The sequence below is a fragment of the Mycobacterium sp. NGS50 genome (assembly GCF_059812545.1).
In genome coordinates this window covers 103,048-126,655 of sequence record NZ_JCALCW010000007.1, presented here as the reverse complement: position 1 = coordinate 126,655, position 23,608 = coordinate 103,048, and the positions used below count along the sequence as shown (strand labels likewise).

General features: G+C 68.6%; 25 protein-coding genes and 3 tRNA genes. 10 read left to right on the top strand and 18 right to left on the bottom strand.

The annotated features are described in order from the left end of the window. Window positions 1-27: 27 nt before the first annotated feature. From rplA to AC5Y36_RS07250, 11 genes are all read right to left on the bottom strand, one after another. Window positions 28-735: a 50S ribosomal protein L1 gene (gene rplA, locus AC5Y36_RS07300; protein WP_500040192.1), complete on the bottom strand. Its 708-nt coding sequence runs from the start codon at window positions 733-735 to the stop codon at window positions 28-30. A gap of 136 nt (window positions 736-871) precedes the next feature. Further along, window positions 872-1,300 carry a 50S ribosomal protein L11 gene (gene rplK / locus AC5Y36_RS07295; RefSeq protein ID WP_085134887.1) on the bottom strand — a complete coding sequence of 143 codons (429 nt, stop codon included), beginning with the start codon at window positions 1,298-1,300 and terminating at the stop codon, window positions 872-874. An 83-nt stretch (window positions 1,301-1,383) separates the two neighbouring features. Next, complete coding sequence (gene nusG, locus AC5Y36_RS07290; RefSeq protein WP_500040191.1) at window positions 1,384-2,115, bottom strand: transcription termination/antitermination protein NusG; 732 nt, start codon at window positions 2,113-2,115, stop codon at window positions 1,384-1,386. A 48-nt stretch (window positions 2,116-2,163) separates the two neighbouring features. Further along, entirely contained in the window at window positions 2,164-2,670 is a 507-nt protein-coding gene (gene secE, locus AC5Y36_RS07285; RefSeq protein WP_500040190.1) for a preprotein translocase subunit SecE, read from the bottom strand. A gap of 101 nt (window positions 2,671-2,771) precedes the next feature. Beyond that, a tRNA-Trp gene (locus tag AC5Y36_RS07280) sits at window positions 2,772-2,844 on the bottom strand. A gap of 148 nt (window positions 2,845-2,992) precedes the next feature. Then, entirely contained in the window at window positions 2,993-3,493 is a 501-nt protein-coding gene (gene hadC, locus AC5Y36_RS07275) for a (3R)-hydroxyacyl-ACP dehydratase subunit HadC (RefSeq protein ID WP_500040189.1), read from the bottom strand. A 3-nt stretch (window positions 3,494-3,496) separates the two neighbouring features. Further along, entirely contained in the window at window positions 3,497-3,925 is a 429-nt protein-coding gene (gene hadB / locus AC5Y36_RS07270) for a (3R)-hydroxyacyl-ACP dehydratase subunit HadB (RefSeq protein ID WP_500040188.1), read from the bottom strand. After that, window positions 3,912-4,388 carry a (3R)-hydroxyacyl-ACP dehydratase subunit HadA gene (gene hadA, locus AC5Y36_RS07265; RefSeq protein WP_500040187.1) on the bottom strand — a complete coding sequence of 159 codons (477 nt, stop codon included), beginning with the start codon at window positions 4,386-4,388 and terminating at the stop codon, window positions 3,912-3,914. Before hadA ends, hadB begins: the two co-directional genes overlap by 14 nt. A 21-nt stretch (window positions 4,389-4,409) precedes the next feature. Further along, window positions 4,410-4,577 (bottom strand): 50S ribosomal protein L33, encoded by a 168-nt coding sequence (gene rpmG, locus AC5Y36_RS07260; protein WP_068250576.1) that lies wholly within the window; start codon window positions 4,575-4,577, stop codon window positions 4,410-4,412. A 48-nt stretch (window positions 4,578-4,625) separates the two neighbouring features. Beyond that, window positions 4,626-4,699: transfer RNA gene (locus AC5Y36_RS07255), tRNA-Met, on the bottom strand. Window positions 4,700-4,737: 38 nt separating this feature from the next. After that, a tRNA-Thr gene (locus AC5Y36_RS07250) sits at window positions 4,738-4,810 on the bottom strand. Between the two features lie 109 nt (window positions 4,811-4,919). On the opposite strand from AC5Y36_RS07250, the gene AC5Y36_RS07245 reads away from it, so the two are divergent. The 4 genes from AC5Y36_RS07245 (at window position 4,920) to AC5Y36_RS07230 (ending at window position 8,879) form a co-directional block, all read left to right on the top strand. After that, on the top strand, window positions 4,920-5,633 hold the full coding sequence (locus AC5Y36_RS07245) for an MBL fold metallo-hydrolase (RefSeq protein ID WP_500040186.1): 714 nt from the start codon (window positions 4,920-4,922) through the stop codon (window positions 5,631-5,633). A gap of 88 nt (window positions 5,634-5,721) precedes the next feature. Next, window positions 5,722-6,510, top strand: a complete 789-nt coding sequence (locus AC5Y36_RS07240) for a DUF8453 domain-containing protein (protein WP_500040236.1) — start codon at window positions 5,722-5,724, stop codon at window positions 6,508-6,510. Further along, window positions 6,507-7,196 carry a crotonase/enoyl-CoA hydratase family protein gene (locus tag AC5Y36_RS07235; RefSeq protein ID WP_500040235.1) on the top strand — a complete coding sequence of 230 codons (690 nt, stop codon included), beginning with the start codon at window positions 6,507-6,509 and terminating at the stop codon, window positions 7,194-7,196. Before AC5Y36_RS07240 ends, AC5Y36_RS07235 begins: the two co-directional genes overlap by 4 nt. 207 nt (window positions 7,197-7,403) lie before the next feature. After that, a complete protein-coding gene (locus AC5Y36_RS07230) occupies window positions 7,404-8,879 on the top strand; it encodes a glycoside hydrolase family 183 protein (RefSeq protein WP_500040185.1) in 1,476 nt (491 codons plus the stop codon). 394 nt (window positions 8,880-9,273) lie between these two features. Here the strand turns inward: AC5Y36_RS07230 and AC5Y36_RS07225 are convergent, their stop codons facing one another. The 7 genes from AC5Y36_RS07225 to AC5Y36_RS07195 are packed head-to-tail and all read right to left on the bottom strand — an operon-like array spanning window position 9,274 to window position 14,016. Further along, window positions 9,274-10,311, bottom strand: a complete 1,038-nt coding sequence (locus AC5Y36_RS07225; protein ID WP_500040234.1) for a patatin-like phospholipase family protein — start codon at window positions 10,309-10,311, stop codon at window positions 9,274-9,276. Continuing rightward, on the bottom strand, window positions 10,308-10,880 hold the full coding sequence (locus tag AC5Y36_RS07220) for a hypothetical protein (RefSeq protein WP_500040184.1): 573 nt from the start codon (window positions 10,878-10,880) through the stop codon (window positions 10,308-10,310). Before AC5Y36_RS07220 ends, AC5Y36_RS07225 begins: the two co-directional genes overlap by 4 nt. A 54-nt stretch (window positions 10,881-10,934) precedes the next feature. After that, window positions 10,935-11,402: a cyanase gene (cynS, locus tag AC5Y36_RS07215; RefSeq protein WP_500040183.1), complete on the bottom strand. Its 468-nt coding sequence runs from the start codon at window positions 11,400-11,402 to the stop codon at window positions 10,935-10,937. A gap of 22 nt (window positions 11,403-11,424) precedes the next feature. Beyond that, the gene (locus AC5Y36_RS07210) at window positions 11,425-11,862 is read right to left on the bottom strand and encodes an SRPBCC family protein (RefSeq protein WP_500040182.1); all 438 of its coding nucleotides are present in this window, start codon (window positions 11,860-11,862) and stop codon (window positions 11,425-11,427) included. A gap of 11 nt (window positions 11,863-11,873) precedes the next feature. Next, complete coding sequence (locus AC5Y36_RS07205; protein WP_500040181.1) at window positions 11,874-12,623, bottom strand: class I SAM-dependent methyltransferase; 750 nt, start codon at window positions 12,621-12,623, stop codon at window positions 11,874-11,876. Between the two features lie 47 nt (window positions 12,624-12,670). Then, window positions 12,671-13,534, bottom strand: coding sequence for a cytochrome c biogenesis CcdA family protein (locus tag AC5Y36_RS07200; RefSeq protein WP_500040180.1), 864 nt, complete (start codon window positions 13,532-13,534; stop codon window positions 12,671-12,673). A gap of 2 nt (window positions 13,535-13,536) precedes the next feature. Beyond that, window positions 13,537-14,016, bottom strand: coding sequence for a protein disulfide oxidoreductase (locus tag AC5Y36_RS07195; RefSeq protein WP_500040179.1), 480 nt, complete (start codon window positions 14,014-14,016; stop codon window positions 13,537-13,539). A gap of 148 nt (window positions 14,017-14,164) precedes the next feature. Here AC5Y36_RS07195 and recC point away from each other — a divergent pair, with 148 nt between their 5' ends. The 6 genes from recC to AC5Y36_RS07165 all read left to right on the top strand — a co-directional run bounded on the left by recC (window position 14,165) and on the right by AC5Y36_RS07165 (window position 23,597). Continuing rightward, window positions 14,165-17,458 carry an exodeoxyribonuclease V subunit gamma gene (gene recC / locus AC5Y36_RS07190; protein ID WP_500040178.1) on the top strand — a complete coding sequence of 1,098 codons (3,294 nt, stop codon included), beginning with the start codon at window positions 14,165-14,167 and terminating at the stop codon, window positions 17,456-17,458. Continuing rightward, complete coding sequence (gene recB / locus AC5Y36_RS07185) at window positions 17,455-20,742, top strand: exodeoxyribonuclease V subunit beta (protein ID WP_500040177.1); 3,288 nt, start codon at window positions 17,455-17,457, stop codon at window positions 20,740-20,742. The genes recC and recB overlap by 4 nt, the downstream gene beginning before the upstream one ends. Beyond that, entirely contained in the window at window positions 20,739-22,484 is a 1,746-nt protein-coding gene (gene recD, locus AC5Y36_RS07180) for an exodeoxyribonuclease V subunit alpha (RefSeq protein WP_500040176.1), read from the top strand. The genes recB and recD overlap by 4 nt, the downstream gene beginning before the upstream one ends. A 39-nt stretch (window positions 22,485-22,523) precedes the next feature. Further along, a complete protein-coding gene (locus tag AC5Y36_RS07175) occupies window positions 22,524-22,796 on the top strand; it encodes a type II toxin-antitoxin system Phd/YefM family antitoxin (protein ID WP_500040175.1) in 273 nt (90 codons plus the stop codon). Continuing rightward, the gene (locus AC5Y36_RS07170) at window positions 22,796-23,194 is read left to right on the top strand and encodes a type II toxin-antitoxin system VapC family toxin (RefSeq protein WP_500040174.1); all 399 of its coding nucleotides are present in this window, start codon (window positions 22,796-22,798) and stop codon (window positions 23,192-23,194) included. Before AC5Y36_RS07175 ends, AC5Y36_RS07170 begins: the two co-directional genes overlap by 1 nt. 91 nt (window positions 23,195-23,285) lie before the next feature. Continuing rightward, window positions 23,286-23,597, top strand: a complete 312-nt coding sequence (locus AC5Y36_RS07165) for a hypothetical protein (RefSeq protein WP_500040173.1) — start codon at window positions 23,286-23,288, stop codon at window positions 23,595-23,597. The last annotated feature ends 11 nt before the right edge of the window (window positions 23,598-23,608 follow it).

Below are 23,608 nucleotides of genomic sequence, written 5' to 3'. Positions count from 1 at the left end.
CCGTGCGTGACCTGCCGAGGAAACCGATCAGGCTTCGGTGAAATTACGGGTGACCGACGGGTCGACGGGGATACCCGGGCCGGTGGTGGTGGCGATCGTCACCTTCTTCAGGTAACGGCCCTTGGACGACGACGGCTTGAGCCGCAGCACCTCGTCGAGGGCCGCACCGTAGTTCTCCGCCAGCTTGGCCTCGTCGAAGGACGCCTTGCCGATGACAAAATGCAGGTTGGCCTGCTTGTCGACGCGGAAGTTGATCTTGCCGCCCTTGATGTCGGCGACGGCCTTGGCGACGTCGGCGGTGACGGTGCCGGTCTTGGGGTTGGGCATCAGGCCACGCGGGCCCAGGACGCGGGCGATGCGGCCCACCTTGGCCATCTGGTCCGGGGTGGCGATCGCGGCGTCGAAGTCGAGGAAGCCGCCCTGGATCTTCTCGATCAGGTCGTCGCTGCCGACCACGTCGGCGCCGGCGGCGGTGGCCTGCTCGGCCTTCTCGCCGACCGCGAACACCGCGACGCGGGCGGTCTTACCGGTGCCGTGCGGCAGGTTGACGGTGCCGCGGACCATCTGGTCGGCCTTGCGCGGGTCGACGCCGAGCCGGATCGCGACCTCGACGGTGGCATCCTGCTTGGTCGACGACGTCTCCTTGGCCAGCTTCGCGGCGGCCAGCGGGGTGTAGAGGTTGTCGCGGTCCACCAACGCGTCGGCGGCGCGGTATGCCTTGCTGTTCTTGCTCATCGGTTGTTCCAATCTCGTGGTTGGTTGTGGTCAGCGGGCCGAAGCTGGCCCTCCCACGCTTTCTCTTGCGTTGACTCTGCGTTCACGGCGGTACTTACTCGCACTTTTGCGCCGTCAGCGCAGGATCAACAGGGTTTTATTCGACGGTGATGCCCATCGAGCGGGCGGTGCCGGCGATGATCTTGGCGCCGGCCTCGATGTCGTTGGCGTTGAGGTCGGCCTTCTTGGTCTCGGCGATCTCGCGGACCTGGTCCCAGGTCACCTTGGCGACCTTGGTCTTGTGCGGCTCGGCGGAGCCCTTCGCGACGCCGGCAGCCTTGAGCAGCATCCGGGCCGCGGGCGGAGTCTTCAGCGCGAAGGTGAAGCTGCGGTCCTCGTAGACGGTGATCTCCACCGGGATCACGTTGCCGCGCTGGCTCTCCGTGGCGGCGTTGTACGCCTTGCAGAACTCCATGATGTTGACGCCGTGCTGACCGAGCGCGGGTCCGACCGGCGGTGCCGGGTTGGCCTCCCCGGCCTTGATCTGCAGCTTGATCAGCCCGGCGACCTTCTTCTTCGGGGCCATGAGTGGGGTGTTCCTTTCCTACTGTATTCAAGTGCCCAGCTCCTCCTCGGGCCGTTGCACGGCCCGCATCGGTCGCCAGGCGTCTAAATCTTGGAGACCTGGTTAAAGGCCAGTTCGACCGGCGTCTCACGACCGAAGATCGACACCAGCACCTTGAGCTTCTGTTGTTCGGCGTTGACCTCGCTGATCGACGCCGGCAGCGTCGCGAACGGCCCGTCCATGACGGTGACCGACTCGCCGACCTCGTAGTCGACCTCGAGGACCGGACGTTCCAGCCCGCCCTCGGTGGCGGCGGTGGTGGCTGTGCCCCCAGCGCCCTTGGCGGGCTTCTTGGCCACACCCTGCGGCAGCAGGAACTTCACCACGTCGTTCAGCGACAGCGCCGACGGCCGCGAGGTCGCGCCGACGAATCCGGTGACGCCCGGGGTGTTGCGCACCGCCGACCACGAGTCGTCGGTGAGGTCCATCCGCACCAGGATGTAGCCGGGCAGCACCTTGCGGTTGACCTGCTTGCGTTGGCCGTTCTTGATCTCGGTGACCACCTCGGTGGGCACCTCGACCTGGAAGATGTAGTCGCCGACGTCCAGGTTCTGCACACGCGTCTCGAGGTTGGCTTTCACCTTGTTCTCGTAGCCGGCGTAGGAGTGGATGACATACCAATCGCCCGGCTTGGTGCGCAGCTCAGCCTTCAGCGCGGCAGCGGGGTCAACCTCTTCGGTCTCCTCGGCCGCGGGGGTCTCGGTCACTGCCTCGGTCTCGGCCTCAGCCACGTCGACCGCCTCACCCGCGGGCGTGTCGCCGTCGAAGGTAGTCACGGTTGGTCAGTCCTCTCTATTGCTTCAGCTCTATGCGCCCGGCACCGGCTACTCGCCGAACACCAGCAGGATCAGCTTGGCGAACCCGTAGTCCGCGCCACCGATCAGCGCCACCATGAACACCAGGAAGGTCAGCACCACCGAGGTGTAGGTGATCATCTGCTTGCGGTTCGGCCAGATCACCTTGCGCAGCTCGGCGACGACCTGCTTCAGGTAGTTGTAGACGAACACCAACGGGTTGGGTCCCGCCGGCTTCTTGGATTTCTTGGACTTCTTGCTCTTCTTGGCGGTCTTGGCGTTCTTCGCCTTCTTGGCGGGCTTGGCCTTGGCGGCGGCGCCGTCCTCGGCGGAACTGTCCTCGGCGGTGTCGTCGGCCTCGTCGTCACCCTCGGACGCTTCGCCGGCGGTGTCGGCGTCGGCGGCGCGCTGGCGGGACCGCTTGCCGGTCGGGCGCTGCGGTCGCGTCGCCACGGCGGTGCGACCACCGTGCTCGCCGGTCTCGCCGGACGCGTCAACGTCGGCTGCGGCGTCCGAACCGTCGCGCTCGTCGCTCACCGCACGCTCCTTCTTCGCTCGTCTCTAATGCTGCGTACCCTCCAGTGTCCACTAGGTGTCCACCCGGGGTGTCCACTCGGTCGGGCACGCACCGTTTGTAGCAGGGGCGACAGGACTTGAACCTGCAACCTGCGGTTTTGGAGACCGCTGCTCTGCCAGTTGAGCTACGCCCCTTCGCGGTTGGCTGGCCAACTCGCATAATGCCGGGGGTTACACAACTTGCGCGCCTCCCGTTCGCCTCACGGAAAGCGCGCTAGTAGTGGGGAAACCCCGAGGATCGAGTGTACCCCGCCGCCGGTGCTGGGTACTAATTCAGCCTGTTTCAGGCCGTTTTTACGACCTGCCCCGACTCGGCGTCCCACTTGAGGTTCACCGAACTGTCGTCCTCGCGGCCCATCATCGTGGTGTAGGCCTCCAGGACCACCTCGCCGTGCTCGTCGGTGAGCTGGTTCTCGGTGACGGCAACCGTCGCGCCGAACCGTTCGTCGACCGAGACGATCTCCATCCGGGCATAGAGCCGGTCGCCGACCTTGATCGGCCGGTGGAAGACGAACTTCTGGTCCACCTGGACCATCTGCATGGTCGTGAATCCGGTGTCGACGTGGCGGAAGAAGTCGGCCTGGACCAGCTTCGCCAGGATCGCGGCAAAGGTGGGCGGGGCGATCAGCGCGTCGTGGCCCAGTTCGGCGGCCGCCTTCTCGTCGTGGCTGGCCGGGTCCGAGGCTTTGACGGCCTTGGCGAACTCGCGGACCTTTTCCCGACCCACCTCGAAGCAGTCCGGGTATTGCCAAACCATGCCCCGGATGTCGGTTTTGAGCGGCATCGACTACGCCAGCTTCGCCGTGGCCACAGCGCGGCCGAAGATCTTCTTGCCGCCGGTCGTCGCGGTCAACGCGATGGTGACCGCCTTGGAGTCGGCGTCGACAGACTTGACCCGGCCGTTGAACACGATGTCGGCGCCGGTGCCGTCGTTGGGAACCGGTACGACCGCGGTGAAGCGCACGTTGTACTCGGTGACCGCACCGGGGTCGCCGACCCAGGAGGTGACGTAGCCGCCACCCAGACCCATGGTCAGCATGCCGTGGGCGATCGCGGTGTCCAGACCGACCTGCTTGGCGATGTCGTCGTCCCAGTGGATCGGGTTGAGGTCGCCGGACACGCCGGCGTAGTTGATCAGGTCCGCGCGGGTCAACGTGATGACCTTCTCGGGCAAGGTGTCACCGACGTTGACCGAACCGAACTCACGCAGTGCCATCAGAAAATCCCTCTACTCCCTCACCCGCACGGCCCGCCAGGGTCGTGTATGTCTCCTGAACGATGTCACCAGCGTCGTTGGTGATCGTTTGCTTGGTCATGATGATGTCGGTGCCGTGCGCCTGCCGAACCGACTCGACGGACACGTCGCAGTACAGGCGGTCCCCCACCTGCAGCGGCCTGAGGAACTTCAGCAGCTGGTCCACCTGCACCACCTGGGCGTCCTCATGGCTGATGCCGGCGTGTTCGAAGAACGCCGCGACGGCCTGGTAGCCGAACACCGAGATGAACGTCAGCGGGGGAACCAGCGCGTCGTAGCCGAGCGCCGCAGCCTCGTTGTCATCGTGGCTGGCCGGATCCGTGGCCTTGACCGCTTTGGCGTACTCGCGGACCTTTTCCCGCTCGACGACGTAACAGTCGGGATAGCGGAAGTGCGCTCCGACGATCTTGTCTGACAGGGACACGCCCAGAACCCCCCTCGTGCGCTACCGGGACTCGCGGTGCGCCTGATGCTTGCCGCAGTTGGGGCAGAATTTCTTCAGCTCCAGCCGGTCGGGGTCGTTGCGGCGGTTCTTCTTGGTGATGTAGTTGCGGTGCTTGCACACCTCACAGGCCAAAGTGATCTTCGGCCGTACATCGGTGCTGGAGGCCACGTCAGCTGCCCTCTTTCATATGTTCGTTGCGGTGCCTGGTCTAAGTTGTAGCGATGGCCGGACTTGAACCGGCGACCTAACGATTATGAGTCGTTCGCTCTAACCAACTGAGCTACATCGCCGCGGGTAATACACCTGCCAGCAGGCCCGGCGTCCACCGAGCCCCCTAACGGAATCGAACCGTTGACCTTTTCCTTACCATGGAAACGCTCTGCCGACTGAGCTAAGGGGGCCTGCTACCCGCGGCGATTCGTCATAGCCGTGGGCCTGTAGAAGGGTACAGGTTGGCCTGGGGCGTCGCCAAACCGCAGGTGGGGCATCGCGGTGTCCTACGCTGTGGGCGTGTCAGATGACCGGCTGTACTTCCGCCAACTGCTCTCGGGTCGTGACTTCGCCGCCGGCGACATGATGGCGACCCAGATGCGCAACTTCGCCTACCTGATCGGGGATCGGCAGACCGGGGAGGCCGTGGTCGTCGACCCGGCCTACGCGGCCGCGGACCTGGTCGACGCGCTGGCCGCCGACGACATGCGGCTGTCCGGGGTGCTGGTCACCCACCACCATCCCGACCACGTGGGCGGGTCGATGATGGGCTTCGAGCTCAAGGGGTTGGCCGAGCTGCTGGAGCAGGTCAGTGTGCCGGTGCACGTGAACACCCACGAGGCGATGTGGGTGTCGCGGATCACCGGAATCCCGATGAGCGACCTGAGCGCGCACGAGCACGGCGACAAGGTCGCCGTCGGCGATATCGACATCGAGTTGCTGCACACCCCCGGTCACACCCCGGGCAGCCAGTGCTTCCTGGTGGACGGCCGGCTGGTCGCCGGGGACACCCTGTTCCTGGAGGGCTGCGGGCGTACCGATTTCCCGGGCGGCGACTCCGACGAGATGTACCGCAGCCTGCAACAACTCGCCGGGTTGACCGGCGACCCGACGGTGTATCCCGGCCACTGGTATTCGGCCGACACCAGCGCCCCGCTGGCGGAGGTCAAGCGCTCCAACTACGTCTACCGACCCGCCAATCTGGACCAGTGGCGCCAGATGATGGGCGGCTGACCTGGAAGTAGTACCCCCTCGGCTGTGGTAAAACCGGAGGGTGCAGTCGACTGGGTGGTTCCAAGACCGCTGGCACGCCGTGACCGGTATGGAATCCAGCGGCTGGCTGGCGTGGGCGGCGTGGGCCGCGCTCGGGTTCGCGGTGCTGGTGCTGATCTACACGCATCGTCAGGTCCAGCGGGCCCGCCGGGCGGCGACCGAACGCAGCCGGGCGCATGTGGCGATGTTCATGGAGCCGCACGCCGCCGACTGGCACGTCATCGAGCTGGTGGTCCGCAACTTCGGTCAGACCCCGGCCTACGACGTGGAGTTCGCTTTCTCCGACCCGCCCACGGTGGCGCAGTACGAGGCGGCGGCCGACGGCTACGCCGACGTCGTCCCGCTGCAGCTGCCCACCGAGCTGCCGGTGCTGTCGCCCGGTCAGGAGTGGCGCACCGTGTGGGATTCCGCGATCGACCGCGCCGAGCTCGGCGAAGCCATCGACTCGCGCTTCACCGGGGCGGTGACCTACTACGACCGTCCCGACCGTCCCCGCGGCTGGTGGCGGTTCTGGCAGAGCGGTCGCCAGCAGTTCGAGACCGCGGTGGTGCTGGACTGGGCGGATCTGCCGCCGGTGCAGCGGATCGAGTTGCTGACCAACCATGACCTGGCCAAGCGGGAGAAGCAGAAGCTCGAATTGCTGCGCGGGCTGCTGAGCTATTTCCACTACGCCAGCCAGGAAACCCGCGCCGACGTGCTGCGCGGCGAGGTCGAGAAGATGAACCGCTCAGCCCGCGAGGCGCAGGACCAGTGGCGGGCCCGCCAGCACGATGAGCCGACGAACGTCAGCCTGCGCTGGGCCGACGTGAAGTCCGAACTCGGGAAGCACCACAACTGATGAGCCCGGTCAGCTACCAGCTCGACGAGTCCATCGCCGTCATCACCCTCGACGACGGCAAGGTCAACGCCCTGGGCCCGGCCATGCAGCAGGCCATCAACGACGCGCTCGACCGCGCCGACGCCGACGATGTCGGCGCGGTGGTGATCGCCGGCAATGCGCGGGTGTTCAGCGGCGGCTTCGACCTGAAGGTGCTGACCTCCGGTGAGGCCGCGCCGGCGATCGACATGCTGCGGGGCGGCTTCGAGCTGTCCTACCGACTGCTGTCCTACCCCAAGCCGGTGGTGATGGCCTGCACCGGGCACGCCATCGCGATGGGCGCATTCCTGCTGTGCAGCGGCGATCACCGGGTTGCCGCGCCGGGCTACAACATTCAGGCCAACGAGGTGGCGATCGGGATGACGCTGCCCTATGCCGCGCTGGCGGTCATGGAGTTGCGGCTGACGCCGTCGGCCTATCAGCAGGCGGTCGGGCTGGCCCACACCTACTTCGGGGAGCGGGCGATCGCCGCCGGCTGGGTGGACGAGATCGTGCTGCCCGAGGCGGTGTTGACCCGGGCGGTGGAGGCCGCGCGTGAATTCGCCGGCCTGCGCCAGGGCGCGCACGCCGCGTCCAAGCTACGGGCGCGCGCCGCCGGACTGGCCGCGCTGCGGGCCGGGATCGACGGCATCGAGGACGAGTTCTAGTTCCGTTCGCTGGCGCCGAGTGTCAGGTTATGTCACGCCCGCGACCGTTTGGCGTGACATAAGTCGACGTTCGGCGACTCGGAACGGTCGCGACACGGTCACGGTCGGATGTCGATCCCCTGGGACCAGGCTTTCAATTCACTTACGCCACTAGCGTCACTTCCTGACCGCCTGCATCGTGATCCGGCGGGGCACAGAGAAGGTGGCATGGCGATACTGCGGCGACTGGTGTCGCTAGGGATGGTGGCCGCCGTGGGAGCCGGATGCCCGGTGTTGCAGGCCCCGCGCGCGCTGGCCGACCCGTGCTCGGTTGCCCCGGGAGCGGCGGCCACGATCCCGGGCGCGACGCCAAGCGCGCCCAGCCTGCCGGTGCCCCACCTGCCGATCGGCCGCAAGCCGGGCGTCGCCGGCAACCGGATCTCGCAGCAGTCCGCGATGATCCAGCCCCCGCCGGTGCCCGACCCGCAAGCGGTGCTGGCCCCGGCGGCCCAAGCGGCGCTGATCCCAGAGGGGTCGCTGGCCCAGCCGGCGGCCCTGATCCCGCCGTCCGGCGTCACGACTCCCCCGCCGTCGAACGCGGCAATACCGCCACTGGCCGCGGGCCCGACCGCGGCGCCGGCCCCGCCCGCGGCGGCGGTGGCCGCACCGGCCACCCAGGTCGGCTGGGTCAACGGGCCCAGCAGCCCCAACAACACCTACTCGCGGTTCGGGATGTCGGGTGCCGACCTGGGCATCATGTGGGACAACGGGCAGACCGGCGCGGGCAATCAGATCCTGATGGCGTTCGGGGACACCTTCGGCAATTGCAGTGTGCCGGGCCAGGAGTGGCGGTCCAACACCTTGTTCCGCAGCGCCGACCGCAATCTGGCCGACGGCATCAGCGTGCCGGACCCGGTCTACGGCAACGTCTACGCCGGGTCGCCGGTGAACGCGAACCGACCCAACTTCTCCAAGCAGATCATCGACAGCCTGGGCATCGCCCAGGAGGTGACGGTCATCCCGACGACCGGAATCGCCATCGGCACAACGCAGTACGTCGACTTCATGTCGGTGTCGGCGTGGGGCAATCCGGGATCGTGGTCCACCAGCTTCTCGGCGATCGCGGTGTCGGAGGACAACGGGGAGACCTGGACGGTGCCCCGGTCGTCGATTCGTCCGAGCTGGTTCTTCAGCGTGCCGAGCCTGTTCTTCAGTCCGAACACGTTCATCTGGGGCTATCAGAACTTCCAGCAGGGCGCGTTCGTGCGCAGCGGTGGCTACCTCTACGCGTTCGGGACCGGCGCCGGTCGCGGCGGGATGGCGTTCGTGTCGCGGGTGCGCGAGGACGCGATCACCAACGTGTGGGCCTACGAGTACTACAGCCCGTTCGGCTGGATCGCGGCCTGCCCGTTCTGTGCGATCCAGGTCATCTGGGACGCGACCAGCGAGATGTCGGTGGCCTGGAACGACTACTTGAACAAGTTCATCGTGCTGTACACCAACGCGCTGAACAACGTGGTGATGCGGACCGCCGACAAGCCGGAGGGGCCGTGGAGTTCGCCGACCACGCTGGTGACCTCGGCGGCGATGCCGGGCCTGTACGCCCCGTTCATCCACCCCTGGTCCACGGGCCGCGACCTGTACTTCAACCTGTCGATGTGGGGGCCCTACAGCGTCACGCTGATGCACACCACGCTGGGGTAGCCGCCCCGTCCCACCAGCCCCACCAGCACCGCGAGCTGAAGCATGTGCCGACGTGCCCGGGTCTGAGCGACAACCCGCGCAAAAGCCCAGGTGGGCCACCGCGCCACCGGCACCACGCCGTCACCCGCGCATCTCCTGTCGCAGCCACCCCAGATTGTCGCTGGTGAGCCGGTGCCCGCCTCGGAGCGACAATGCGACGTCGGGCGGAAGTTGTCGCTGGTAGCCGGGCACGCACCCACCAGCGACAATCCGTGGCGCACGCGACCCCTGGGGCGACAGCGGCGCACGGGAACGCACCGCCGACCGTCCGCCTGGGAAAACACCGGATTGTCGCTCAGACCCGGGCAGATCGACACACCCCCACAATCCCGCAACCAAAGTGACGGATGGGAATCTAGGCGTCCCGGTCGGTGGGCACCCAATGCGATCGTCGGTACTGGTCGACGTAGCCGGGCCAGTCCCAGGTTTCCAGGAACCGCTGGGTGGCGGCGTAGCCGTTCTCGTAGAGCTCCTCGAGCTGCGCCCGGGACACGTCGAAATCCAGCACCCCGACCCCGGTGGAGTCCACCTTGATCGCCCGGACGCTGACCCACGGCTGACTCAGGTAGGTGTGGTCGTGCCCGACCAGCATCGTCGTCAACAACCCGGCCAGCAGCGACGACTGCCCGAACAGCTGCAGCGCCTTGAGCGCCGGCACCATCTCGCCGAGCCCCTCGTGCAGTTGCGGCACCACCGTCACCCCGAACGTCGGCCAGTGCGGCAGCTGCCCGTCGGGCCGGTCGAACGAGTCGATCGGAAAGTTCGACAGCACACCGCCGTCGACCAGGGTGGATTGCAGACCCGTCGCGCTGGTCAAGGTGACCGGGCGGAAGAAGAACGGCACCGCCATCGATGCGCGCACCGCATCGGCGACCGACTGCTCGTCGGGATCCAGGCCGTAGAGCCGTTCAAAGTCCCAGGGCAACCGGGCCAGCTGGGTGATGGTCAGATCGGTGACGCTGACCACCGCCCGGTAGCGCCGCTCGGGCAGCAGGTTGGTGTCGTCGTAAATCAGGTCACCAAAGGTGCTGACCCCCAGGTTCTTCAGCTCGCTGCGGATCCATTCGTAGGCGACGTCGCCACGGTAGAAGCCGTTGTCACGCACGAATCCCCACACCGGCCCGACGTACGGGATCGGCGCGGCGTCGCGCCATTTGTCCAGCGGCACCGACATCGCGAGTTCTCGGACCTCGGCGCCGGTGAGCTGGTCGCCTTGTGCGGCGGCGGCGATGATCGCGCCGACCACCGAGCCGCCCGACACCCCGGACACCCGCTGGATGGAGTAGCCGGCGTCCATCAGCGCGACGATCGCACCCACCAGGCCGATGAACTTGACCCCGCCGCCCGACAGCACCAGGTCGACGCGCTTCTTGGGGGCCTTGGCGGCGCTCAGGCGGCCATCCCCAGGCAGTAGGTGCGCGGCGGCGCGGGGTAGCTGCGCGGTGGCAGCTGGCCGGCGGTCCCGCAGGCTTGCGCGTCGGCGGTGTCGAGGCGCTCGGTCACCTTGATGGTGGCGGTGCCGGCGCCGCGGCAGTCCACCAGGTTCCAGATCCCGACCGCGACGCCGAGCCGGTAGCAGTGGCCGGCAACGAGATTGGGGACCAGACACAGCCGCCCGGTGCCGGTGTCGGCGGACGGCGGGGTGAACCGGTCGTAGTCGTCGGGTGCGCAGTCGTCGGCGCGGTCGGTCAGCTTGGCGACGGTGAAGCTGGGGTCGGTGTCGCAGGCCGCCCGGCTGGCGTGCAGCTCGCCGTCGGTGGAGGAGGCGACGACGACGCAGTCGCCGGCCCGATAGGTCTTGCCGTGCTGGTGGCTGACGACGGCGACGACCGCCCCGGCGATCAGCAGCACGCCGGCGAACAGGGCGGGCAGCACGAACAGCGGCCAGCGCGCCCGGGTCGGCGCCGGATAGGGCATGGGCGTCCACCAGCCGGAATCCGGTTGCGGGCCCCCAAACGTCATCGGTCGAGCCTAACCCGCCACCCGATCCGCCTGTCCAGGGTTTGTCGCGGATCGTTATCCGTCGGCGCTGGTCCAGCTGACCCAGTCGTAGGGCAGGAATTTGCCGTCGAAGGTGACCACCACCCGGTCACCGGACGGGTGCGGCCTGATCTGCAGGTCGACGCTGAAATTGATGGCGCTCATGATGCCGTCGCCGCATTTCTCGTGGATCAGTTCCTTGAGGGCGCCGCCGTAGACCTGCAGGGCCTCATAGAAGCGGTAGATGGTGGGGTCGGTCGGCACCGCCGTCGGCAGCCCGCCGCGCATCGGCGGCGCGGCCAGCACCGCCACCACGGCGTCGTCGAGGCCGAGCATCGCGGCGAGGATGCTGCCCTGCTCGGCCGGGATGGGGTGTTGGCCCAGCAGCGCCGACGTGGTCCACACCACCGGGCGGTTGATGGCGTCGGCAAGCTGCTGCCAGCTCAGCCCTTTGGCGAGCCGGGCCAGCACGATCTGTTCGGTGATCTCGTTTCGGGTGGACATGCCTCTAGCATGCCCGGGTGGCTCAGCCCTCGAAGTGGCGGCGCAGGTTGTCCCACATCTCGGCGTGGGAGCGCCCGCCGTCGCGCAGCACGGTGGTCATCAGCAGCCGCGGCGCGCTGATATCGACCTGTTCGTGGATGCGGGTGCCGTCACCGTGCGGGCGCACCGTCATGGTGGACCACATCTTGATGCCGGGCCGCTGCAGGGTGTGGGTCCGGATGTCGCCGTTGCCGTCGGCGCGCAGATCCACCCGGCAGGTGAACCGGATCGGGATCCCGTACAGCCGCATGCGGTGCGGGGCAAGGTATCTGGTGGCCCCGTCGGTGCCGCCGGGAATCTGGCGGACATCCACTAGCATCGGGTGGATGGCTTCGTAGTTGACCAGGTCGCCCAGGAACGCCGCGACGGCGTCCGGCGGTGCCGCGATATCGGCGGTGTGTTCCAGCGTTCCGCGTGCCATGGCTAGTGACGCTAGCCCGGCTTCGTTCCGGTGACCAGACGGGTAGAGGTCCACGGTCCGCCGTACCACATCCGCCAGCCCAGATTGCGGCGCGTGACGTTGCGCCAGCCGAGCTCCTGGAGGCCGGCGGCATGCTGTCGGGTCTCCCACAGGTCGGCGATCGCCAGCCGGCCGCCGGGACGCAGCACCCGCACCGCCTCCATCAGCGCTTGCCGGCGCCCGGCGCGGGTAGGGATGTTGTGGATGGCCAGGCTGGACACGATCACGTCGACGCTGTTGTCGGCCAGCGGCAGCGCGGTCATGTCGGCGGTGTGCAGCTCGATGCGGTCGGCGACGCCTTCTGCCTCGGCGTTGGCCAGCGTGGTGTCCGCGGAGTTTCCGGTCTGATCGGCCTGCCACACATCGACGCCGATGACCCGGCCGTGCGGCAGCCGTTTGGCGGCCGCACACAGCACGGCGCCGCGACCGCAGCCCATGTCCAGCACGGTTTCGTCGCCCTGCAGTTTGAGCTGGTCGAGCACCCGTTCCCAGACCACGAACTTGCCGGCCCGGGTGGCGTACAGGTACAGCGCCGTCTGCGCGACGATCCCGACGCCGGTGGCCCCGGTCAGCGCAGCCTGCAGGCGTTTACCGCGGGCGGCGCTGATGCCGGCCCAGCCCAGCAGCGCCGCGCTCTGCGCGGCGATGGCAAGCGCCTGCGTCCGCGCCGAAATCCGATGAAATGAGCCGTCTATCCCGTAGTCACCGTGATGTGTGGCCATCGTTCTCCCGTTGATTCTGCGTGTACCTGGTGCGCGCAGTATCAACGCTACGTGTCGAGGCGGCTCCGGCGCAGGCGTCGCACCCCGGCGACCGCGGTGATCACTGTGATCACCGTCAGCGTCGCCAGCCACGGCCACGCCCCGTGCCGATGCACCCAGCCGGCCAGCACACCCTGCAGGTGCCCGGCCGCGGCCACCACCGGGTCGGTCGGGCTGCCGTTGAGGTGAAACAGCCGCACCTCGTAGAGACCGTAGTAGCCGACGTAGAGGCCGACGAGCACCAGCAGCACACCGCTGATCCGGTTGAGGTGCGGCAAGATTCGGCGTATCCGGTCGATCAGCGCCGATCGGGCCAGCGCGACGGCGACGGCCAGCACCCCGACCAGCAGCCCGAAGCCGCCCGCATACGCCAGGTAGAGCAGCACGTCGTCGAGGATCGGGCCGCCGCGAAAGGTCGCCCCGGTGACCGCCAGGAACGGCCCGATCGTGCAGCCCAGCGACGCGATCGCGTACCCCGCCCCGTAGCCGAACATCGAGCTTATCCGGGCGGTCGGTGCCCAGCGCGCATCGCCGAAGCCGGGCGGTGTCAACGCCGCCAGCCGTCGCCCCAGCAGTAGCCAGCCGCCGAGGGCGACCAGCGTCAAGCCGATCGCCATGGTCAGATACGGCAGGAAGCGCTGCACGGTGGCCGCTACCGCGACCGTGAGCAGCCCGAAACTGCCGAACACCGACAGGAATCCCGCGGTCATCGCCATCGTGGCCAGCAGCGCGCGGGCCACCGCGCTCCCGGCGTTGCGCTGTCCGTCCCGCACCACCAGCGCCAGATAGGCTGGCAGCAAAGCGAATCCGCAGGGGTTGAGCGCCGCGACCAGGCCGGCGGCGAAGGCGACGGCCAGCAGGTGCTGCTCCACGGTCAGGACAGTGCCGCGACCCGGTCGGACAACTCCTGCTGGGGCATCGCCGACGTCGGGTTGTTGACGAATGCCGAAGAGCCGTCCGAGCGTTCGAACACGTAGGCCGGCTGCCACGGCACCCCGAAGCTGGCCCAGATCGAGCCGTCGGCATCGTTGAGGTTGGTGAAGTTCAGGTGGTATTTCGACACGAAGTTCTGCATCGCGGCGACGTCGGAGTGCGCGGCCACACCGATGAAGGTCACCCGCGGGTTGGCCGCCGCGACCTGGCTGACCGAGGGCGCCTCCTGGTTGCAGAACGGGCACCACGGCGTCCAGAACCACAGCACCGCGGGCTTGCCCTGCAGGCTGGCGCCGCTGAACGGCGTCCCGGCCAGGGTGGTCGCAGTGAACTGGAGACGGTCATCGGCGGCGGTCGCGGGTGGGCTGGTCAGCCCGATAAGCAATGCCAGCGCCGCCATGATCAGCGTGTAGATCCTCATGACAGGCAACACGATGGCGCCCGGCCGACGGTTCACCCCCCTTCTTTTTGCGTTGACTCTGCGCGTAGGGCGTGAAACTGCGAGTGGGTCGCGCCGTGGACGCAGAATCAACGCTGGGGTGTCGGTGCCCCGGTCTAGGGTGGCCTCGATGCCGCTTCACGTTCACCGCGCCGAACGCACCGATCTGCTCGTCGACGGGCTCGGTGCGTTGTTGGCGACGCCGCCGGGCGACCCGTTCGCGCAGGAGTTGGTGCTGGTGCCCGCCCGCGGGGTGGAGCGCTGGCTGTCCCAGCGGCTCTCGCACGTGTTGGGCGCGTCCGACGGCGACGGGGTGTGTGCGGCGGTGTCATTTCGCAGCCCGGGTTCGCTGATCGCCGAGATCATCGGCACCGGCGACGACGATCCGTGGTCGCCCGACGCACTGGCCTGGCCGCTGCTCGACGTGATCGACGCCAACCTCGACGAAAAGTGGTGCCGCGCGCTGGCAACACATCTGGGCCATTTTCACACCGGCGATGACGCCCAAGTACGGCGCGGCCGGCGCTACGCGGTGGCCCGGCGGCTGGCCGGGTTGTTCGCCTCCTACGCGCGACAGCGGCCCGACATGCTGGCCGGCTGGCTCGAGGGCGGTTGCGGCGACGGCGCGGGCGGGAACCTGGACTCCGACCTGGCCTGGCAGCCGCCGCTGTGGCGGGCGCTCGTAGACGCCGTCGGAATCGATCCACCGCACGTCCGGCACCGCCAGGCCGTCGTGCGCCTGCGGGCCGCTCCGACGGCGAATCTGCCCGGCCGGCTGTCGCTGTTCGGGCACACCCGCCTGTCGTGCACCGACATCGAGTTGCTCGATGCATTGGCCACCCACCACGAGCTGCATCTGTGGCTCCCGTGCCCCTCCGATGTGCTCTGGCAGGCGCTGCGGGACGTGCACGGCTTAGTACCCCGCGCCGACGACGATAGCCGGCTCAGCGCCAGGCATCCGCTGCTGCAGACCCTGGGCCGCGACCTGCGTGAGCTGCAACGCGCCCTGCCCGCGACTCCATACATCGACCAATACCACGGTGCCACAACACGATCGGAAACACTGCTGGGCTGGCTGCAGGCCGACATCGCCGCCAACGCGGTACGCCCGGACGGGCGCTCGGCCACACCCGCGGATCGTTCGGTTCAGGTGCATGCCTGCCACGGCCCGGCCCGTCAGATTGACGTGTTGCGCGAGGTGCTGCTCGGCCTGCTCGAAGACGATCCCACGCTAGAGCCGCGCGACATTGTGGTGATGTGCCCGGACATCGAAAGTTACGCACCGCTGATCGTCGCCGGCTTCGGTCTCGGTGGGCTGGTCGGCGAGAAGCATCCGGCGCACCTGCTGCGGGTGCAGTTGGCCGACCGGGCGCTCACCCAGACCAACCCGCTGCTGGCGGTGGCCGAGCAACTGCTGGGCATCGCCGACGGGCGCGCCACGGCCAGCGCGGTGCTTAACCTGGCGCAGGCCGCGCCGGTGCGGGCGCGCTTCGCGTTCACCGACGACGACTTGGAGGACATCACCGCCTGGGTGCAAGAAGCCAACGTGCGGTGGAGTTTCGACGCGGCTCATCGGGAGCCGTACGGGCTGGCCCACATCGTGCACAACACCTGGCGGTTCGGCCTGGACCGAATCCTGACCGGGGTGGCGATGTCGGAGGATTCCCGGGCGTGGCTGGGCACCGCGCTGCCGCTCGATGACGTCGGCAGCAACCGGGTGGAGCTGGCCGGGCGACTGGCCGAGTTCGTCGCGCGGCTGCAGACCGCCGCCGATGCGCTCACCCGGGCGCGGCCCCTCAGTGAGTGGATCGCGGCCCTGCTCGACGGCGTGACCGCCCTGACCCGGGTGTCGCTCGACGACGGTTGGCAGGCCGGCCAGCTGCAGCGGGAGCTCTGCGACGTGGTGGCCCAGGCTCGTTCGCACTCCGCGGCCACGCTACAGCTGTCCGATATACGCGCCCTGCTGTCCGAGCAGCTGGCCGGCCGGCCCACCCGGACGAACTTCCGCACCGGCGGCCTGACGGTGTGCACCATGGTGCCGATGCGCTCGGTGCCGCACCGGGTGGTGTGCCTCGTCGGCCTCGACGACGGGGTGTTTCCGCGGGTCGATCACCTCGACGGCGACGACGTGCTGAGCCGCCGCCCGCTGATCGGGGAACGCGACGTCCGAGCGCAGGACCGCCAGCTGCTGCTGGATGCGGTGTGCGCGGCCGCCGAGACCCTGGTCATCACCTACACCGGCGCCGACGAGGGCACCGGCAAGGTACGCCCGCCGGCGGTGCCACTCGCCGAACTGCTCGACGCGCTGGACGCCACCACGCCTGAGCCGGTGCGTGACCACGTTGTCGTGCGGCATCCGTTGCAGCCCTTCGATATCCGCAACGTCCAGCCGGGCGAGCTGGGTGTTCCGAGGCAGCCGTTCACCTTCGACCCGACGGCCCTGACCGCCGCCGAAGCCGCCGCCGGGAAACGCACCGAACCCACCGACACGTTTGCCGCGCTGCTGCCACCGCCCCCGGCCGCGGACGCCGAACTGGATGACCTGACGCGATTCTTCAAGGACCCGGTCAAAGGCTACTTTCAGGCACTGGACTACACCCTGCCGTGGGAGGTCGAGGGGGTTGAGGACGCCATGCCCGTCGAGATCGCCGGCCTCAAGCAGTGGACGGTCGGTGACCGGATGCTCGCCGACATGCTCGCCGGCATGCACCCCGACGACGCCGCCAACGCCGAATGGCGGCGTGGCACCCTACCGCCCGGCCGGCTCGGCATGCGCACCGCCTGCGAAATCCGCGACCTGTCCCGCGCACTCGCCCAGACCGCGTTCGGCCACCGCGTCGGGGACCCGAAGGCCCACGACGTCGACGTCGACCTGGGCGGCGGCCGGCGGCTGACCGGAACCGTGTCCGGGGTATATGGCACCCACATCGTCTCGGTCACCTATTCGCGGCTGGCCGCCAAACACGTGCTTGCGTCCTGGATTCCGTTGCTGGCATTGGCTGCCCAACAACCCGAAACGCAGTGGAGCGCCCTGTGCATCGGCCGCGGTGTGGGCCGCAACCACATCCGGCAACGGCTTTTCGTGCCGCCACAGAACCCGGTCGCGGTGCTGGGTGACCTGGTGGCGATCTACGACGCCGGCCGGCGTGAGCCGCTTCCGCTACCGCTGGCAACGTCGTGTGCTTGGGCCGTGGCCCGCCGCGAGAACGAGGACCCGGTCGACGCCGCCCGAGCGGCCTGGGGCGGCAAGTTCGGCGAGAGCACCGATAAACCCCACGTCAAGGTGTGGGGCGTAGGCGCCCCGCTGGAGAATCTGCTGGACAGCCCGCGTCCAGGTGAGGGAGTCACCGGGGAGGGCACCCGGCTTGGGTCGCTGGCGGTGCGGCTGTGGGCGCCGCTGCTCAGCGCGGAGGTGCTCTCGTGAGCGATCGCTTCGACCTGCTGGGGCCGCTGCCCACCGAGCGGTCCACCGTGGTGTTGGAAGCCAGCGCCGGTACCGGCAAGACGTTCACGCTTGCCGGTCTGGTCACCCGCTATCTGGCCGACGGCGTGGCGACAGTGGACCAGCTGCTGCTGATCACCTTCGGCCGGGTGGCCAGCCGGGAACTGCGGGAGCGGGTGCGGGACCAGATCGGTGACGCCGCGGCGGTTCTGGAGGGCCGGCGCGAGCCGGCCAACGAGCTGGAGGCGCATCTCCTCGACACCGGCGACGCGGCGCAGCGCTGCGCCCGGCTGCGGGAGGCGCTGGCCGATTTCGACGCCGCAACGATTGTGACCATCCACCAGTTCTGCGCGATGGTGCTGAAATCACTTGGCGTGGCCGGTGATACAGCATCATCGGCGACCCTGGTGGAAAGTCTCACCGATTTGGTCACCGAGATCGTCGACGATCACTACCTGGCGCATTTCGGCAACGACGAGAACCCTCCGCCGCTGACCCGCAAGGACGCGATCGAACTGGCGACCGATGTCGTCGAGGACCCGGCCGCACAGCTGCGCCCCGCCAGCCCGGACCCGCAGTCGCAGGCCGGAGTCCGGCTGGCATTCGCCGAGGCGGTGCTCGACGAGCTGGCGCGGCGCAAGCGCCGGCTCGGCATCCTCGGCTACAACGATCTTTTGACCCGACTGGCGGATGCGTTGCAGCACACCGACTCCGAAGCCGCGGACCGGATGCGTCACCGATGGCGGATCGTGATGGTTGACGAGTTCCAGGACACCGACCCGGTGCAATGGCAGGTGATCGACCGTGCGTTCAGCGGGCATTCCACGCTGGTACTCATCGGCGACCCCAAGCAGGCGATCTACGGCTTCCGCGGCGGCGACATCTACACCTACCTTGCCGCCGTCCGCGCCGCCGGCGACCAACGCACCCTGGCCACCAACTACCGCAGCGACAAGGTCCTCGTCGACAGCCTGCAGACCGTGCTGAGCGACGCCCAGCTGGGTCACCCCGAGATCACCGTGCCGCCGATCGAGGCCCACCGCACCGGGCATCGACTGACCGGGGCACCGCGCAACGCCCCGTTCCGGCTGCGGGTCGTCAAGCGGCCCACGCTGGGCCGTCAGGGCCTCGACAACCTGTTGATCACCCCACTGCGCGAACACATTCCGGTCGACCTGGCCGCCGATGTCGGCGCCCTGCTGAACTCCGGCGCCCGCTACGGCGACCGGCCGGTGCACGCCGGTGACATCGCGATCCTCGTCGAACAGCATCAGGATGCGGCGTTGTGCCGTGACGCGCTGACTAAGCTGGGCATCCCGGTCGTCTACACCGGCGACACCGACGTGTTCGCCTCCCGGGCCGCCGAGGACTGGCTGTGCCTCCTGGAGGCGTTCGACCAGCCGGGCCGCACCGGGCTGGTGCGTGCGGCGGCCTGCACGATGTTCTTCGGCAAGACCGCCGCGGATCTTGCTGCCGACGGCGACGCCCTCACCGACGAGGTGGCGCAGAAGCTGCGCGGGTGGGCCGATCACGCCCGGCAACATGGCATCGCAGCGGTGTTCGAGGCTGCCCAGCTCGCGGGGATGGGCCGGCGGGTGCTGTGCCAGCGCGGCGGTGAACGGCACATGACCGACCTGGCCCACATCGCTCAGCTGCTGCACGAGACCGCGCACACCGACCGGCTCGGCCTGCCGGCGCTGCGGGATTGGCTGCGCCGTCAGCGCGAGGACCGCACCGGCGCGGTGGAGCGCAATCGCCGCCTGGACAGCGACGCCGGTGCGGTGCAGATCATGACGGTGTTCGCCGCCAAGGGCCTGCAGTTCCCGATCGTGTACCTGCCGTTCATGTTTCGCCGTCACATCGGCGACAGGGGCAACCTGCTCTACCACGAGGCCGGCGCCGACGGCGCGGAGGTCCGCTGCCTGTACATCGGCGGCAGACCGGACTCCCGCGTCAAAGATCTGCATCGGCTGGAGGAAGCCCTCGACCACATCCGGATCACCTATGTCGCACTGACCCGGGCCCAGTCACAGGTCATCGCCTGGTGGGCGCCGGCCGGTGACGAGATCAACGGCGGGCTGTCGCGACTGTTGCGCGGACGCAGTCCCGGCCAGGCCGCAGTCCCCCACCAGTGCGATTCGCGGATCTCCGACGACGAGGCCGAAGTGATTTTTCATCGCTGGCAGGCCATGGGCGGGCCGGTAGTGGAGGAATCGGTGATCGGCCCGCCCACTCCGGCGGTGCCGCGTGAGACGCCCGACGAGCTCGCGGTCCGCCACTTCCACCGCCACATCGACGCCGGTTGGCGGCGCACCTCCTATTCGGCACTCATTCGCAACGCCCAGCAGGGAACCCCGAGTGGCGTGCATAGTGAACCGGAGGCCCACACCCGCGACGACGAATCCGAGGACATCACCGTCACACAGGCGGCCTCGGACGCCGGCGTCGAGTTGCGTTCGCCGATGGCGGATCTGCCCGGCGGCAAGACGTTCGGGTCGCTGGTGCACGGGGTGCTGGAGACCGCCGACCCGTTCGTCGCGGATCTGGCCGTCGAGCTGGCCGCGCAGGTGCGGGCCCACGAACCGTGGTGGCCGATCGGTGTCGACGCCGCGGTGCTGGCGGCGGCGCTGGTGCCGCTGCACGACACCCCGCTCGGCCCGCTGGCCGAAGGGTTGACGTTACGCGACATCGGGGTGTCAGATCGGTTGCGGGAGCTGGATTTCGAGATTCCGCTGGCCGGCGGCGATGCACGCGGTTCAGTGCCGCAGGTGCGGGTCGCCGATGTCGGCGCGCTGCTGCGTGAGCATCTAGCCCCCGAGGATCCGTTCGCGGTGTACGCTGACCGGCTGATGTCCGACACGCTCGGCAGCCAGTCGCTGCTCGGCTACCTCTCCGGCTCGCTGGACGTCGTGCTGCGCCTGCCCGATCGGCGCTACCTGGTGGTGGACTACAAGACCAACAACCTCGGGGAGACCGCCGCCGACTACAGCTTCCCCCGGATGGCCGAGGCGATGCTGCACTCGGATTACCCGCTGCAGGCACTGCTGTATACCGCGGTGCTGCACCGGTTCCTGCGCTGGCGCCAACCGGGTTACAACCCGGATCGGCATTTGGGCGGGGTGCTGTATCTGTTCGTGCGCGGCATGTGCGGGCCCGACACCCCGATTCTCGACGGCCATCCCGCCGGGGTGTTCAGCTGGCGGCCGCCGGCGGCACTGGTGGTCGCCCTGTCGGACCTGCTGCATCAGGGGGTGGCGGAAGCATGAGTGTCGACGTCGATCCGCTGGCGTGCCGAGTGGCGCTTGCCGCCACCGGCCTGCTGCGGGAGTTCAACGAGGCCGGCGTGCTCGATGCCGCAGATGTGCATACCGCCCAACGGATCTGCGCGCTGGGTGACGAATCCGACGAATCGGTCGCGCTGGCGGCCGCTTTGGCAGTGCGGGCGTTGCGCTCCGGATCGGTCTGTGTGGAGCTGGCCGCGGTGGCCGCAGGCACAGAGCTGCCGGAGCTGCCGTGGCCGGAGCCGACGGCGTGGCTGGCCGCGGTGCGGGCCAGTTCGCTGGTCGCCAAGGAGGTTTTGCGGCTCTACGCTGACCGCCTGCTGTATCTGGACCGGTACTGGCGGGAAGAGGAACAGGTCTGCGCCGACCTGCTGGCGCTGTCCGCATCGCATGCCGGGCCGGCCGAGGTGCCCGCGTTGGAGCGGCTGTTCCCGCCCGGCTATCAGGAACAGCGCGCCGCCGCCGAGATCGCGCTGACCCAGGCGGTCACAGTGCTCACCGGCGGACCGGGCACCGGCAAGACCACCACGGTGGCCCGGCTGCTGGCACTGCTCGCCGAGCAGGCCGAGGCGGCCAGGCAGCCGAGGCTGCGGATCGCGCTGGCTGCACCCACCGGCAAAGCCGCGGCCCGACTGACCGAGGCAGTCGCTGGCGAAGTAGCCGGACTCGACGCGGTGGATCAAGCCCGGCTGGTCGGGCTGCGGGCCAGCACCCTGCACTCACTGCTGGGCTTCCGGCCCGGGAATTCGTCGCGGTTCAAGCACAATCGGGGCAACCGGCTGCCACACGACGTGGTTGTGGTCGACGAGACCTCGATGGTGTCGCTGACGCTGATGGCCCGGTTGTTGGAGGCTGTGCGGCCGACCGCCCGACTGATCCTCGTGGGTGATCCCGACCAGTTGGCGTCGGTAGAGGCCGGGGCGGTGCTGGCCGACCTGGTGGACGGGTTGGCGGCGCGCCCGGGCACCCGGGTGGCGACGCTGGCGACCGCGCACCGCTACAAGAAGGCGATCGGCGAGCTGGCCGCGGCGATTCGCGCCGGCCACGGCGGCAGAGTGATCGAGTTGCTGCGCTCCGGCGACGAGCACCGCGAGTGGATCGACGTCGACAGCCCGGCCGCCGTGGCTGACCGGTTGGCACAGATCGCGGTGCCGCACGCCTTGCGGGTGCGCCAAGCCGCGCTGCTCGGCGACGCCGCCGAGGCGTTGCGCAACCTCGACGAGCACCGGTTGCTGTGCGCACACCGCGACGGCCCGCACGGGGCGAACCACTGGAACCGTCAGGTGCGGCGCTGGGTATCGGAGCACACCGGCGATCCGGTATGGGCGGACTGGTATGCCGGACGGCCGCTGCTGGTCACCGCCAACGACTACGGGCTGGGGGTGCACAACGGCGACACCGGAGTGGTCACGTCCAGCAATGAGGGATTGCGGGCGGTGATCGCGACGCCTTCGGGCCCGGTCGATTTCGCCACCGGCCGGCTCTCCGAGGTGGACAGCATGTACGCGATGACGATTCATAAGAGCCAGGGCAGCGAGGCCGACGTGGTGACCGTGCTGATGCCGCCGGTCGAATCGCGGTTGCTGACCCGCGAGCTGTTCTACACCGCGGTGACCCGCGCCAAACACAAGGTGCGCGTGGTCGGTTCCGAGGAGGCGATCCGTGCCGCGCTGGAGCGTCGGGTGGTGCGGGCATCCGGCTTGGCGTTGCGGCTGCGGGAGGCGTGAGATCGGCCATGTACTACAAATTCGTAGTACCATATGAGCATGGCAGAAGTGGCCGTACGCGAGCTGAACCAGAACACCGCCGGTGTGCTCGCGCGCGTCAAGCGTGGCGAGCATCTCGAGATCACCGAGCGGGGAACGGTGGTCGCCCGCCTTGTCCCTGCCCAGGACAGCCCATTAGCCGAGATGATCAAGGCGGGGCGACTTCATCCGGCGACCGTCAGCGGGCCGGTGCCTCGTCCATCGGGTCCGATTCGTACCGACCACGAGGCCGGGGAACTGCTGCGCGAAATGCGGGATGACGAACGATACTGATGCTGTATCTGGACACGTCAGCTCTGGTGAAGCTCATCCGGCGTGAACCGGAAAGTGATGCGCTCGCCGATTGGCTTGCCACTCAGGTACCAACGCCATGGGTGTCCTCAACGCTGATCGAGGTTGAACTGCCTCGCGCTATCCGGCGGGCGGAGCCGTCGCTGCTGGCCGATGTCCCGGCAATGGTGTCCCGGGTCTCGCGGTACGAGGTGGATGAGGTGGTTCGGGGCGCCGCCGCGGCATATGCTGATCCGACGTTACGGTCGTTGGACGCCATTCATGTGGCTACCGGCCACGCGGTGTTCGGCGCCAGGTTGACGGCGTTCGTCGCCTACGACGGGCGGCTGCTATCAGCGGCGGAGGCGATCGGGCTGCCCACGGTCTCGCCGGGCAGCTGAGTGGCCAGTTGTCGCACGCTTTTGAGTGGTTTGCGTACCATAACTGGCCACTCGGCGAGAGATGTCCGACCCCGCCTCTACCGTGACAACCATGAGCGGGCGCAGGCAGTCGAACGACAACGCGGGGGCCGGATTCGGTCTGCTGCTGATCATCGCGCTGCTGTGGTGGCTGCGCTGGTTCATTCTGGCCGCCATCGTGATCACCCTGCTGGTGCTGGCCACCCAGCGGCTGATGCGCAGGTACGCCCAGCATCGCGCGGCGGAGTCGGCTCGTCTCGCCGCGATCCGGCACCGTGCCGAGATCGAGAACGCGCAAGTGCTGCGCGGGGACCCACGCGGCTTCTTCGGGCACTACCCGCTGCCGGATCCGGAGCTGATCCCGCAGTGGTACAAGGCGGGTTGATCAGCCGCCCG